This is a genomic window from uncultured Mucilaginibacter sp., from assembly GCF_937859865.1.
In the GTDB taxonomy this organism is placed as follows: domain Bacteria; phylum Bacteroidota; class Bacteroidia; order Sphingobacteriales; family Sphingobacteriaceae; genus Mucilaginibacter_A.
Window position 1 is genome coordinate 1 of sequence record NZ_CALMAT010000111.1, and the last position, 14,974, is coordinate 14,974.

Consider the following 14,974-nt stretch of genomic DNA (forward strand, 5'->3'; position numbering starts at 1 on the left):
CATAAAAGAAGCATTACAGATTTTTGTGATAAAAATTTAAATAGGTTCTTTTTAAAGTATAAAAATTGAAGTAAATAAAAAAGCGGACTATTTTAAAATAGCCCGCCCCTGTTATAGCACTAATAAAAAAGATTACTTTATTACTTATCCCACCAAACCCTTCTTAACATACTGGTATTTTTAGGTGCATTAGCATTATACCTTTGTTCGCCGGATGGATATAGTAAACTTCTTGGAATTTGACCATTTAGTACGCCATTAGCGTTTGGAGTAAGTTGCGGATAACCAGTACGCCTCCAGTCTGTCCAGGTTTCCGGGTTTAAAAAGTTAGCAATATACTTTTGAACCATAATATCTTTTAAGGTAATATTAGCGGCTGTTTTAGTATAAGTACTGGCATATGTGCTGCTTCCAACAGTTCTAGTTAAATTTGCCCTTACAGCATTATTATAAGCAGTAGCGGCGGCAGCATTATTTCCTTTTTGGAGTTGAGCTTCTGCCTGGATAAACATTAACTCATCATAACTAAGCAAATATACAGCAGAGTTAGGGCTGCCATATAAAGTTCCTAAGCCTCCGCTGCCATCACTGTAAACAGCTAAACGGGGATCTTTAGCAGGCACTTCCGCAGGATCTGCTGTTCCGGCTAATAAATTATAAATATAACCTGTAAAAGCGATGTCGCCACGTTGAGAGTTGAACTGAGACCATGGGTTTTCTGAAGTTACACTTGCTCCGGAAAATGATACAGCAGCGTCATCAGTGTTTGATGTGAAACCTAATGCTGCTTCCGCTAAAGCCTTGTCATAATTAGCGGGATCTATTTTTACCAAGTGTAAATAAAGTTTAGCCCTTAATGAATGTGCAAACCGAATCCATTTGGCCATATTACCATTATACAATATATCGTCAGCTCCCGGCTGCGCTGTAGTTTCCGTTTTAGCAGCCAGCGCAATGGCATCACTTAATAATTTATCAAGCGTGGCATAAATAGATTGCTGCGAGTCGTAGTGTGGTTGCAAATTGGCAGTTCCCTGAAATGCTTCTGTGTAAGGAACATCTCCCCACAGGTCTGTGGTTAACCCTAAAGCATTAGCCATCATTATTCTGCCAATAGCGCCATAATGGGCTTGGTTTGCAGCATCAGCAATTTTTATCAAGGAGTTGGCATTGTTCATGATACCACCACCGTATAAACCCGTAGTCCACATATTATCCACATCATCAGTAGATACTGCATAAGTATTGGCTAATGCGGATTGATTGGCAGCACCGGTAACCTGTTGCATAAATGTTGAGGTAAAACGGGAAGCATCCCCGTTCCACTCATACCCGGTACTTTGAATAATGGCGGGAAGCAAATTTTTAGCAAGCGGTTTTTGCAACTGAGAAGGATTGTCATTAATACCAGGGTAAAAATACCCCTTTTTGCAAGAGGTAAATACTAAGCCAATAGTAAGGATAAGAAATCCCTTAGTGAATATATTTTTAGCTTCTAATTTCATGTCTAATAGTTTTATTTAGTTAAAACCTAACTTTTAAATTAACACCATAACTTGATGCTCCGGGATTGTTAAAATAATCGATGCCTTGGGCCTGGCTTGCACCTGTTAAACTGGTTTCAGGGTCAATACCTTTATACGGTGTCCATATAATGATATTCCGGGCAAATGCACCAAAAGAAAATCCTTTAATAAAGGTGGTAGATTTTCCAAAAATTAAATCTTTAAAGTCGTATGATAAAGTTACTTCACGTAATTTAACATAAGAGCCATCTTCAATAAATTGCTCATTAAGATTACCAAAACCGCCACCATTGCCCTGATACCAAACTTGATCTAACGGTACACTAAGCGTATTTACAGCACCTGCGCCTGGTAATTCTGTTTTACCGTCTGCTGCATAATGTACTAAGTTACCGTTTGCATTTAAATGTCCTGAAACACCGTTGAAAACTTTATTCGTATTTCTGTTTAAAGTTAAATCAGACGTACCAATAGCTGCTAAAGAGCCACGCGTACCATCCCAAATGTCTCCTTTAAACTTCCAGTCTATCAAACCATATAAAGAAACTTTTTTATAAGTAAACGTATTACCAAAACCCATACGGAATTTAGGGTTAGTATTACCAATTATTTTTTGATCATTGGTATTACTTATAGGGTAACCGCTAACATGTGCAACGTTGGTTACATTGCCATTTGCATCAACCTGTTTTGCATCGCTTACAACAATATTATTGTTATTATCCCGGGTATAACCAAAACCGTAAATACTTGCAGCGGGTGCTCCCGGCAGTTGTGCAATTAGTGTTCCGGTAAAACCATTTAAAGTGATTTGATTAACTCCCGGTGCCAATTCAAGTACTTTGCTTCTATTTAGGCTAAAGTTTACAAATGAACTCCAAGTAAAATTCCCACTTTTTACAGGCGTGCCATTTACTGATAGCTCAAATCCATTATTTCTAACCGAACCGGAATTTAAAGTGATAGAGGTATAACCAGTAGAGCCAGATATCGGAGCATTTACTAATAAATCTGTTCCTTTACTGTGGTACACGGTTGCATCAATTCCTAATCTGTTTTTAAAGAATTGCAATTGAAGCCCTCCTTCATACGATACTGTTTTTTCGGGCTTTAAAAGACTATTGCCTAAGTTAGCCGTTAAACCATAACTTGCTAAGCCGTTGCTTGGGTAAGCTATACCTGTTGTATATCCGTCTGCAAAGGTACTTGGTGCATAAAAACTGCTTGTTTGAAATGCACTGGGAGCATTTCCTACCTGAGTTGCTGATAGACGGAGTTTACCAAAACTTAAAACGCTGTTATCTTTTAATGCACCTAACTCGGTAAATACAAAACTTAAGTTAGCTGATGGATAAAAAAACGAATTATTATTTTTTGGTAAGGTTGATGCCCAATCGTTTCTGCCTGTTGTTTCTAAATATAATATAGATTTATAACTTAAATTTAAATCATAGTAAGCAGAAACAGTTCTGTAAGGTGTAATCAAATTACCGGCTATTACAGTACTGGCATTAGCTACATTGTTAAAACCAGGTGCAACTAAAGCATCGCCTGTTGTGTACAAATTGGTCAGCTTAGTGCCGTAAAAGTTATTTCCTATTTTTCCATCAAATTGAAAATCTGACCCAAGCTTTTTAGTATAACTTAAAATTAAATCCGAATTAAGGCTTCTGTAGCTGTACTGATCATCAATTACGCGGCCGCCTGGAAAAGCGCCTGATTGGATTTCATAATACTGATGTCTGTTATCCTGATAATCATCAGTACCTAAGCGGTACAATGCACTAAAACCACCACCAATATTATAATCTAACTGGATGTTGCCAATTATACGGTTAAGGTTGGTAGTAAAAGGGTTTTGATTAATTGTCCAGAATGGGTTATCATAAATCCCGTTTCTGTAGGAGCGTTGTGTACCGTCTGGGAATAGGTAAGCAGCCGGGTCAGTAGGGTCTTTTCGGCCAAAAGAGTTATCAAATGATATTGGTGTCCTGGTTAAACCAAGCATAATACCTGAAAGATTGCTTCCTTGTTGAGCAATGTTTCCATCGCTTGAGGTATAGGTCATATTAGTTGAAGCTCTCAACCTTTTCGACATATTTAGCTGGCCTGAAAAAGCAACGGAAGTTCTCTGATAATACTGCGTAGGAACAATAGAAGTCTGGTAAACATTGGTAACAGATGCTCTATAGGTAGCAATATCGCTACCGCCACTAACTGCAACTGAATTATTGAACGTAGCCCCTGTTCTGAAAAAATTGTTTAAGTTATCGTATGGTGTAAATGGTATTTTCGCTAACGGACTTGATTTACCTACTATATTCCCGTTTATATCATACTGATTTGGAACACCGGTTCTGAATAAAGTATCGGCTTTAGCACCCCAGGAATAACGGTTAGTGGATGTATTGGAAGGAATAGTTCCATTCACACCTTTAATATATTCATGCTGGAGTTTAGGTAGTTTGTTTACCACATCAAACGATACACCAGCATTAAAATCAACCTGTACTCTGCCGGCTGCACCTTTTTTAGTCGTAATTACAATGGCGCCATTAGCTGCACGGATACCATAAAGTGCAGCAGCGGAAGGCCCTTTCAATACAGATACACTTTCTATATCGTCAGGGTTAATATCAGCACCTCTGTTAATTGGAGTACCACCTTGTAATGGGTCTGTGGTTTGGTTTTGAGAATTGTCAATAGGCATACCATCAATTACAAATAAAGGCTGGTTATTACCGGTTAAAGAGTTTGTGCCTCTTAACTGTACGTAAGTTGCAGAGCCGGCCGTACCTCCTGACGAAGTGATTTGCACACCGGCAACCTTACCGGCTAAAGCTCCAAGGGCATTAGATTGATTTGCGGCAACTAATTCATCGCCTTTCACCTCCTGTATAGAGTATCCCAATGCTCTTTTCTCTCTTCTGATACCCAAAGCAGTTACAACAACTTCTGTTAATTGTTGGTTGCTGCTTTGTAAAGAAATATTAATAACAGATTTACCGGCAACTGCCACAGTTTGAACAGTATAACCGATAAAAGTAAATACAAGTACATTATTGTTTGCTGCACTGATAGAATACTTTCCATCAGCCCCTGTTACCGTACCAACCGTAGTTCCCTGTACCCGAACGCTTACGCCCGGAAGCGACAATCCATCTTCCTTGGCTGTAACTGTACCGGTAATCGTACGGTTTTGTGCATAGGCCTGGGCGGCAAACAACAGCAGGAAAACCGTACATACATGTAGAAGTTTTTTCATGTTTTATATTATTAAATTAGTTTAAATGTTAATTTAAGAAAGTAAAGTTATAAAATAAAAATTTATTGATGACAAGTTATTATAAGTATTTAGAGATGATTAAACTTTATCTTGAAGATCGTAATACTTCTTTTATGCTTGTAAATTTTGTTTTTGCATGGTACACTAATAGGAAAAATATAGTAACCAATGATTTTTAGGTGATAAAAGAAGTATCAAAAATAAATGTTAAATAAGCACAAAATTGAAAATTTAAAAGCCGCAAAGAGTTCCTTGCTTTCTTTAAAGAAAACGGTTGCTATGTCGATTATCTATGCCTTGACATGATTAACGGGCTGGCCATAGAATTTATAAAACAAGTAAGGGCCGACAGCATTAGACCTTTGAGCGAACGGCTGGTTTCGCTGCAACCAAAAGTAGTCATCACGGTGATGAAGGTTTTGGAAAAAGAAGTGTTGGAAGCGGTCCGCTTGTCCGGGATTGGTTCTGTTGCCTATACCAAAGCCATCGCTTTCCCGGCCCATAGCAAAACCAATGCGGATAAGTGTGTGAATGAATTGGTGGCGGTTTTGGAGGAGTTGTTGGAGGCGGGGGTTTGGGAATAAAGCTTTTAGGCTTATAAATCAAAAACACTACAACACTTTTATTTACTGGTTTAAATAATTCCCCAAATTGGCAACATAACTGTCGTTAATATCATCTGTGTTGGTGATTAAATAAGTGTTTACTTTAACCGCATCGGCAGCAAATGCTTCTTTTAACGCCTTCTTTTTCAAGGTTATCTTGCGCAGTTGCTGGGTTTTAACATCCATTACATAATAAGTACTTTCATCAACATACTCATCATAGTTGTTGCCGCTGGAAGTCATGCCATCTGTTCGATAGTTGTTCTTAATAAATTTTGTATTTAATTGCTTATAAATTTTGTATTTTTTTCCATTTGATAGTACTTCAACAAAATGTGTCTGATCTATTTCAGGCACCAGTTCAAAAGTTTCAAACCGTCCGCCATCTTTATGTAAGGTAAAAGCTTTTACCTGGCCTTTATCTATTTCAATTGCATTTGTTTTATTTTCACTTAGCAATAATATACCATTGATCTTGTCATAATTAAAATGATAGTTTGGGTTTTTGATAACCGAATCTTTAACGCTTAATACCGTGCCATCTGTCCATTCGTCAAATAAGTAACGGCTTCCTCTGGTTGCCTCGGTATGGCCGAACACGGGCAGCAGAGACCCTATCCTTGCACCACTATTTCCATAAATCAAGCTTGTTGCGGCACCTTGACGTTGGGTTATGCCATTTGCAAACTGGTTATTTGAACCTGTTCCTGCCTGGTTGTTATTGATATTGGTGCCTAATTTTGCAACCAGCACCACCTTCAAATCTGTATTGTTGTTAACATTTACCTGTTTGTCTTCATAACCAGGGCAGCTAACCAACAATTTTGCTTTTGGGTTTACGCCCATTGAAAACTCGCCTGCCGAATCTACCCTCAGTACTGTTGGGGTTGATTTAACTTCAACCATCGCTGCAGGCAAGGCGTTTCCAGCTTCATTTTTTATAGTACCTGAAACGGTAATAGTTTGTGCAAAGGTTAAAGATGATAGTAGTAGAAAGAAAATTTGTATAAAAAAAGCTTGTTTTTTCATAATTGAAAAGGATGTTTATCAAAATTAATATTTTTTCATTGGCTTGTTTAAGTTTTATTTAATTTATTTCTGTGTTTTTTTATTATTAAAAGAAGTATAATTTATATGGATAAAAGAAGCATTGACCCTTAAACAAGTAAGGCTGCCAATTGGCAGCCTTACTTGTTTAAATTATTATAAAATCTATTTATAATAAGTATCAACATCAACACGATTGCCTGAAGATGTATTTGCTATATAAATAAATTTTAGTTTTTGTAGTACCTGTGCATACGTATAGCTCTTGGTAGGATCGATTAATACAAAAGAAGGGGTATTTAAAGTAACGCCTAAGCCAGCCGCTTTTGCAACATCATCTTTATTTAAAGTTACTGCAAAGTTAGAATAAGAAGCTGATGCACCATTACCTGTTTTAGTAAAAGTAACTTCATATTTTGCCATATAGTAATATCCACTTGTTACCTCAATTTGAGTAGGACTAACTGGGGATATAGTAACGGGATTTCCAGTAAAAGACTGGCTTGCAGGTGCTGTTGAAGTAGTATCAGAGGCATTATAACGCTTAAAATTCCATTTGTAACTTCCAGCAAAATCATTACCAATAATGTGATAATAATGTACGCCAAAATTACCGCTAATAGTACCCGTTGATACGCTTACAATTTTGATAGGAAGCATGTAGCTTAATGCAGGATCAAGCTGGTTCTTATATATTGTAACACTAAATGTCCCTACACGCTGTCCCGCCTTAATAGTAAGCGACGTGGTTGGAAGCTTAAAAGCTGCTGCCGGAATAGCATTATACGTAACAGAAGTGTTTGTAGCATTATATGAGGTTATAATCGAATTATCAACTCCTATTGTAACAACTTCATCAGTACTTAATGTATTTGGAGACGAAATGTTTACAGTGAATGTTTTAGTAATAGTATCTGCAGTACTGGTGATCGCGTCGGCAGGAAAATATGTCAAACCACTTTCAACCAAGTCAACATTTACACCCAGATTTGAAAAGTCAACATTAGGCTTATCCTTCAGGCATGACGTTAACGTGGCTGTCAGGATAGCTAATGCGAATATTATTTTTTTCATTTTTTTTTATTTAATAGTGAATTAACAATTATGGCATCCAAAATATTTTTGCCGTAAAAATATCTTGTGCAGTACCGCCTGCTGGCACATTGGTACTGTTGTAACTGGTTTCTGATACCGGGTAAGGCAAACGATAAGGGATATGTGTTGCGGTATTACCAGGATATGCTGACACCGGCAAATCAGAGGGATAGCCTAACCTTCTCCAGTCGCTATAAGATTCCAAGGGGTCAAAAGTATTACAAGCGGCCCATTTTTGGGTTATGATGGTTTGAATCTTATTTGTTGAAACGGTATAATTGGTAAGCGCATCAGCTTGATTAGTATAAATTTCTGCTGCGTTTGCACCATTTGTTACACCTAGAAGCCTAAAAGACTCTGCTACCGCTAATTTAAATGTTGTAGCTGCATTACCGGCAATATAACCACGTTGTATAGCTTCGGCCTGCAAAAACAAACTTTCAAAAGCAGGTATCATTACCGCATCCTGAGAAGATGTTTTGTCTGCGCCCGAAGAAGTGAAACCAGTACCGCGGATAGCGGAAATAGCCTGGTTAGATTCTGGGGCTGTAGATCCGTAAATACGGCCAACTACTGTTCCTGTGTTAGTTGCAGGGAAATAAAAAGCAGTACTGCGAGGGTCGTTATGGTTCTTATAGAAGTTTACGCCATAAGCATTGGCACGGTAATACAATGTATTTGCACCAGGGTTTCCAACGTAGTCTTTTACAATGTCGTAATAGAAAGGGTTTTCCTGTGAATTGGATGTACTGGAATAACCCGGGTTGATGGAAGCATCAAGGCCGGCACCTAAAAAATCAGCCTGGGTATAACTTGCCAACGCAGTTTTAACACCTGCATCCCCAATGCCGTTCTGTGTTTGGCGCATTAGCATTTTTAATTTCAATGTTTTGGCAAACAACAGCCAATTGGCCATTTTACCACCAAACATCACATCGTAAGTTCCCGGGCTTATTGCTGTTGTAGGTGCACCGCTGATAATAGCTACCGCTGAATCTATTTTGGCAATAGATTTTGCATAAATACTGCTGCCAGAATCGTAAGGATAAGAAAACTGCGCATTTGCAGCCAAAGCACTGGTATAAGGTGCACTACTATATAAATCTACAATGCGTTGGTAAACATAAGCGTTCATGATCATCGCAATACCTCTGAAATTTGCCTGGGTAGGGTCTGTTCCCGCGGTACGTTGCAGCAAGCTGTAGTTTTCAAGGTTTAGATAAGCGTTTGTCCAGTTGCCATTATAATCACTGTTGGTTAATTGATAAAGAACATAAGTTGGGCTTGCCGAATACGCGCCCCCTTGTGTCCAGTAACCCATCCAGTTATTTAAAAACTCTCCGTTACTAACCCCATATTCCAAAGCTGCAGTATTTGTTAAAGCAGAACTTAAAGAGTATTTAGCCGGTACTGATGTAGGTGTATTCGGATTATTGTTTATATCAAAAGCGCCTTTTTTACATCCGGCTGTACTTAATACTATTGCTATAAAAACTGAAGCTAAGCTTGCTTTTTGCTTAAATATTGATTTTATATTCATTGTTTTAATCTTAAAAAATGATAGATATAGTTCCGCTGTAAAGCCTGGTTGGAGGAGCCTGGTTTAAACTAGTATAACCTACTGCATTACCGGTAGTCTCACTGTATTCAGGGTCGGTCCATTTATTAGTTGACGGACGGAACATTAATAGATTACGGCCTGAAATAGAAATGTTGGCACCTTTAATATATTTTACCCTACTTCTTAGCCATTGTGTAGGTACAGCATAATTTAAGTTAGCTTCCCTAAGTTTCCATGCAGCTGCACTAACAATATAATTACCATCTACACTGTTGTAGGTTAATGGCCAGAATTGGAAATTTGCATCCTGAACTTCCACATTGGTATTGTTAACATAATTACCATTTGCATCTTTATATACTGAGTTAGGGAAAACAAAACGTTGGCGGCCAGAAACTGCTGTAGTAAGGCCAACACCGCTATGGTCAATCGTTCTACCAATCTGGTTATAAATTACATAACCGCTTCTGTAATCAGCAGTTATAGTTAATGATAAATTTTTATAAGCTACAGTAGAAGTAATTCCAACAATATCTCTCGGAGTAACACGGCCAAAGTTAGTTAACACAGATGATTTGGTTGGATAACCAGTGTTTGGATTTACAATTACTTTTCCTGTAGCTGGATCTCTGTTCCAGTCGTAACCTAAAAGATTAGACATGGATTGACCAACTACGGCATAAGTATTATAACCAATGTTTAATTGTTGTACGCCAGAAACAATAGAGTTAGTCCTGTTTTGATTACGTGTCCAGTTACCTTTTAAAGTCCAGGTTACGTTGTTTGACTTAATTGCTGTACCGCTCAAATCCAGCTCTATACCTTCATTAGTAGTATTGGCAGCATTTAACAATGCCCGGTTAAATCCGGAAGCGTATGAAACAGAAGCATATACGATACCGTCTTTAGTGTCTTGCTTATAAATTGATCCGCCAAAGGTTATCCTGTCCTTTAAAAAGCCTAAATCTAATCCTATCTCGTTTTCAATCGTTGTTTCAGGTTTGATATTTGGGTTGGCAACAGTAGTACTTAAAGAGTAACCAGCAATACCTGAAGATGAGTACGGAAAGCCATTGGCAAGGCCTATAACTGGTGTTGTTTGGTAAGACCCATAAGCAATGTATTGTGAACCATTAGCCAAAGCTGATACGTTACCGGTTAAAGAGTGTGCATATCTTAATTTAGCAAAGCTTAAGTAGTTATTGTTTTCCACTAAACTTTTAAACATTTCACTTAATACTAATGAACCGTCAATATCATAATATGGGATGTACCGGTTTGCTTTGGATAAGCGCGAATCTAAGTCAGTTCTGTAAGAACCATGAACGAAGGCATAATTCCTGAAGCTAAATTCTGCCTCGCCAAAGTATCCGATTTTGCGAGCTTCAGATGTAGCCTGTCCTGCGACAGTTCCTCCTGAAACAGAAACAAAGTTGGAGGTATTGTAAGGCAAAAAATTAATAAAAGAAGGGTTAATTGGGGTATAGGTAATTTTATTATCCAAATAGGCTACACCTAAAGTACCCCTAAAAGAAAAATCTTTATTGATTTTAGTGTTGAAGTTCGCCAAAAGGTCAGAACTGAAAAGCAGGTTACTGAAGTTATTAGTACCATATTGCGGTAACAAATCAGCAGAAGCGGAATACTTAGTACCGGCATCGGTCCCTTTTATAATTTGGCTGCCATCATAATTAGTATAATTTACAAAACCATTAGTATGTGTATAAGGACTAAAAGTAACACCTCCATCTTCAAATTCGTACCTGCTGTTTGTATTATCAATAGATGTACGGTAAGTCAACCCAAACCACTTGGTTGGTTTTAAATTTAATGCTAAGTTGGCATTGATGTGGTCTTCGGTATTATAGTTTCTTGTTTGTTTGATAATTTGGCCAGGGCTAGAATAATAATCATTGTAATAATTATCCGGGTTGCCCCAAAAAGAATTTGGATCTTTAAGAATGCTTACCGGTATAAATGTAGGAGATTCTAACAAATCATTATATACAGAACCCGTAGCAGTAGTATTGGTATATTTCCTAGTATATACGGCTGAATAATTTGCCGAAAAAATACCGTATTTTTTATCTCCGTTTAAACGAAAAGCATCTCTCCGACCTTGATCTCCCGGCATTACAGCTTTAGTTAGCAAATCCTGGAAAGACATGAAAAAGTTTCCTGATTCGTCACCTGAAGCAAAGGAAAAGTTATTTTGTAAAGTTAAGCCCGTATTAAAAAAATCTCTCTTCTGGTTTTTTATATTACTATATGGAACCCTTAATATGGAGCCATCAGCAGCCGTACGGCCTAATGGTACTGAGTTACCATTATAAAGAGGTCCGTAGCTTTGATTTTCATAAGGGATATAGTAACTTAAATCATTAAAGTCATATACTGTCCTTTCGGCACCGTTGCTGCCAAATTGGGTTTGCAAAGCAGGAAGGTAAGCTACTTTTTCTATCTGTGTGGTTTGAGAAAATGTAATAGTTGGTGTTTTTGAATTAGTACCATGTTTGGTAGTAATAACAATGACACCGTTTGATGCATCAGAACCATACACGGCAGATGCACTGGCACCTTTCAGGATAGTTGTTGATTCAATGTCTTCAGGATTCAAAGTGCTGATATCACTGTAAAAAATCGAACCATCTACAACAATCAAAGGTGTATTGTTACCGGTTAATGAGCGGGTGCCGCGTAAAGTGATACGGGTTGGCGCGAATAGGCCATTGTTGGTGGTGCTTACTTGTAAGCCTGATACTTTACCGGTTAGACCATTGGCCACACTAATGGGTTTTGCTACGGTAAGTTCTTTCGAAGAAATGTTAGTGGTTGAGTAACCTAATGAAGCTGCTTGTCTTTTTACGCCAAATGATGTAACCGCAACTTCGGTCAGTTGTCTGGAAGAAGAGGATAAAACAGCATTTACCGTAGTAGAAGCACCTACTTTGATTTCTACAGAGTTGGAGCCAATAAAGCTAAACACTAAGGTTGCCCCTGGTGCAACCCCAGTTAAGGTGTACCTTCCGTCAGATCCGGTTTGTGTTCCTTTTGTTGTTCCTTTTACAATTACTGAAACGCCTGGAAGGGTTTGATTGTCCTCCCTGCTTGTAACTGTACCGGTAATTGTACGGTTTTGTGCAAATGCCTGAGAGGCAAACAACAGCAGGAAAACCGTACATACATGTAGAAGTTTTTTCATGTTTTGAATGAGTTAGTTAGTTTTTAAATGTTAAATTCTGTTAAATTTAGTGAGTAAAACTAAGATTATTAAATTTTATTGCAAATAAATTTAATAAAATCGACACATTTTGGCTATTTTACTAATAATTTAAAAATTTATAAACTCATTCACTAAAATGCTTCTATTTCTATCAATGTAATTTCAATATTACCATTCCTTAGTACTTAAAAGTAGTAAATGTAGTTTACCAACAGCATCAGGTTCATCAAAAGCATTAAGGTAGTGTTGTATCAGCCTTTACTTGTCCTCCAACTTCCACCTTCTCCAACGCATCAATTTTGTTCAAGGCTAAAACATGGATGCCGGTTTCGTTTCTGGCAAAAGCAGGCAAAAATTTTGCGCCCCAAATAATTTCTTCATCAGTGTAAGAAGTCCTGGAATGTACCGTTTGCGAAAAATCATCGTCAAAGGCTTTCAGCATTACAATAAACTCGGCTTCGTTTTGCTGCAAAAATTCGAGGTCCATGGTTTTAAGCGGACTATCTTCGGTAATGGGGTGCACCACTGTCCAGCTTAATGTAAGCAGGTTAATATTGTCGCGCTCCAGTTCCAATGATACATACTGCCGTAGTGCTTTGCCATCAATGACGGCATTGTACGTTAACATTAGGTGTACTTCCAGCTCCACTAACTGGTTGCTTCGGAAGTTGGCCAGCCGGAACATCAATGCTGTAATATCATGGTAAGGGGCAACAATTATGTTTTTACTGTACCTGATTTTGGCCGAAGGTTTAGAAAAACGCCCGTAAAGCAATCCGGTAGCCAGTGCAAAACTAAGCAGGCCGATCAGCGATTCGAGCGCGGCAACACTGCTTGCCGGCAAACCCGACGGGCTGATATGCCCATAACCAACCGTAGAAATGGTTTGTGCCGAAAAGAAAAAAGCATCCATAAAATGCTGAAAATTGGAACCGCCAGGCTTAACCCCGTCCAGGTTTTTGATGCCGATCAACAGGTAAACCAACGCAAAAAACACATTGATGACAATGTAGGCCGCAAAAACAAGCAGGTTAAACTTGCGCCACGACATATTGATCAAACTATTGTACATATCGGCCGTGCGGAAAAAAGGCAAACCGGTGCGGCGACTGTTGGATGTTCCGTCGCGGTTAATGGTTCGCTGGTTTTGTACAACGGGTTGCAGGCCCAGTCCCAGATCGTCCTGCATGGCAAATTTTGTTTTCGGCATCTTAATAAATGGTCATGCTTCTTTTACCACTATAAAATTGGTGGGTATAAATTAAAAAGGTTATCTGAAAAAAAGTATTGTAAAAGAAGCAAAATTATTGTAGCGCAAAGATTAAAATCACCATGCTTCTTTTACCGGCCTATTTTTATTGACCGTTGCTTACCCGTATTTACCTTTGTATTCCTTGTGTTTATCCGGGCAATTGCCTTAGCTTTGGGCAGCAATATCCGTACAATGAAAGCGATACTCAACCACTTATTTGAAAACCGAAGTTTTGCCAAAGAAGAAGCTAAAAATATCCTGATCAACATTGCCCGGGGCCAGTACAACCCATCGCAAATGGCTGCTTTTATCACGGCTTATTGTATGCGCAGCAGCACGATTGATGAAATGGAAGGTTTCCGGGATGCGATGTTGGAACTGTGCGTTCCGGTAAATTTAGAAACCGAAAACCTGGTTGACCTTTGCGGCACCGGCGGCGACAGTAAGGACACGTTTAATATTTCTACCCTGGCTTCTTTTGTGGTTGCCGGTGCGGGGTACAAGGTGGCTAAGCATGGCAACTACGGCGTTTCCTCGGGTTCCGGTTCTTCCAACGTGATGGAATATCTGGGCTATTGGTTTACCAACGAAATTAATACCCTTAAAAGAAGCATTGAAACGGCCGGGATTTGTTTTTTGCATGCGCCTTTGTTTAACCCGGCCATGAAAGTCATCGCGCCCATCCGCAAAGAACTTGCTGTGAAAACTTTTTTTAATATTCTTGGGCCGATGGTAAACCCTGTAAAGCCAAAAAACCAAATGGTCGGCGTTTTTAGTTTGGAACTGGCGAGGGTTTACGCGTATTTGTATCAAAAAACGGATAAAAATTATACTATTGTCCATTCATTGGATGGTTATGCCGAAATTTCGCTGACTTCGGATTTTAAAACTTTTTCTAACCAGGGTGAACAGATTTGTAAACTGGCCGAATTGGGTTTTGATAAGCTCAACCCAACCGAAATCAGCAGCGGCCATTCTGTTCCGGAAGCTGCTGCCGTTTTTATGCAAGTATTAAACAACCAAGCAACCAAAGCGCAAACTAATGTGGTGTTGTGCAATGCGGCCATGGCCATCAAAACAATCTGTCCCGAAAAATCATTTGCCGAAAGTTTTGACGAAGCAAACGTATCTTTGCAAAGCAAAAAAGCTTTAAACAGTTTTAAAACATTGTTGACCAATTAAATAAAGGGCGATGAAAATTAAGGTTTGTGGAATGAAGTTTCCGGATAACATGGCAGCAGTTGCCGCTTTGCAGCCGGATTACCTGGGTTTAATATTTTATCCGCATTCGCCGCGTTTTGTGGGGTATGAGCCAAACGAAGCCTTAACGGAGCTTCGTTTACCGGCAAAAAAAACAGGCGTTTTTGTGGATAAAGATT

The 14,974-nt window shown here is 38.7% G+C and carries 9 protein-coding genes and 1 pseudogene; 3 read left to right on the forward strand and 7 right to left on the reverse strand.

The annotated features are described in order from the left end of the window. Nucleotides 1-140 precede the first annotated feature (140 nt). A complete protein-coding gene (locus tag Q0192_RS11425) occupies nt 141-1,505 on the reverse strand; it encodes a SusD/RagB family nutrient-binding outer membrane lipoprotein (RefSeq protein ID WP_299289612.1) in 1,365 nt (454 codons plus the stop codon). Nucleotides 1,506-1,524: 19 nt separating this feature from the next. Continuing rightward, nucleotides 1,525-4,791 (reverse strand): SusC/RagA family TonB-linked outer membrane protein, encoded by a 3,267-nt coding sequence (locus Q0192_RS11430; protein WP_299289613.1) that lies wholly within the window; start codon nt 4,789-4,791, stop codon nt 1,525-1,527. Nucleotides 4,792-5,114: 323 nt separating this feature from the next. Here Q0192_RS11430 and Q0192_RS11435 point away from each other — a divergent pair, with 323 nt between their 5' ends. Further along, on the forward strand, nt 5,115-5,396 hold the full coding sequence (locus Q0192_RS11435; protein WP_299289614.1) for a hypothetical protein: 282 nt from the start codon (nt 5,115-5,117) through the stop codon (nt 5,394-5,396). 42 nt (nt 5,397-5,438) lie between these two features. Here Q0192_RS11435 and Q0192_RS11440 read toward each other — a convergent pair whose 3' ends face one another. The 5 genes from Q0192_RS11440 to Q0192_RS11460 all read right to left on the reverse strand — a co-directional run bounded on the left by Q0192_RS11440 (nt 5,439) and on the right by Q0192_RS11460 (nt 13,553). After that, nucleotides 5,439-6,446: a carboxypeptidase-like regulatory domain-containing protein gene (locus Q0192_RS11440; protein ID WP_299289615.1), complete on the reverse strand. Its 1,008-nt coding sequence runs from the start codon at nt 6,444-6,446 to the stop codon at nt 5,439-5,441. 183 nt (nt 6,447-6,629) lie between these two features. Further along, nucleotides 6,630-7,538, reverse strand: a complete 909-nt coding sequence (locus Q0192_RS11445) for a DUF1735 domain-containing protein (RefSeq protein WP_299289616.1) — start codon at nt 7,536-7,538, stop codon at nt 6,630-6,632. A 28-nt stretch (nt 7,539-7,566) separates the two neighbouring features. Beyond that, nucleotides 7,567-9,099, reverse strand: coding sequence for a SusD/RagB family nutrient-binding outer membrane lipoprotein (locus tag Q0192_RS11450; RefSeq protein ID WP_299289617.1), 1,533 nt, complete (start codon nt 9,097-9,099; stop codon nt 7,567-7,569). A 10-nt stretch (nt 9,100-9,109) separates the two neighbouring features. After that, nucleotides 9,110-12,322, reverse strand: a complete 3,213-nt coding sequence (locus Q0192_RS11455) for a SusC/RagA family TonB-linked outer membrane protein (protein WP_299289618.1) — start codon at nt 12,320-12,322, stop codon at nt 9,110-9,112. 256 nt (nt 12,323-12,578) lie between these two features. Next, nucleotides 12,579-13,553, reverse strand: coding sequence for an ion channel (locus Q0192_RS11460; RefSeq protein ID WP_299289619.1), 975 nt, complete (start codon nt 13,551-13,553; stop codon nt 12,579-12,581). 234 nt (nt 13,554-13,787) lie between these two features. On the opposite strand from Q0192_RS11460, the gene trpD reads away from it, so the two are divergent. Both trpD and Q0192_RS11470 read left to right on the forward strand, forming a co-directional pair. After that, nucleotides 13,788-14,777, forward strand: coding sequence for an anthranilate phosphoribosyltransferase (gene trpD, locus Q0192_RS11465; protein WP_299289620.1), 990 nt, complete (start codon nt 13,788-13,790; stop codon nt 14,775-14,777). 10 nt (nt 14,778-14,787) lie between these two features. Beyond that, nucleotides 14,788-14,974: pseudogene (locus tag Q0192_RS11470) on the forward strand (phosphoribosylanthranilate isomerase); the annotation flags it as partial.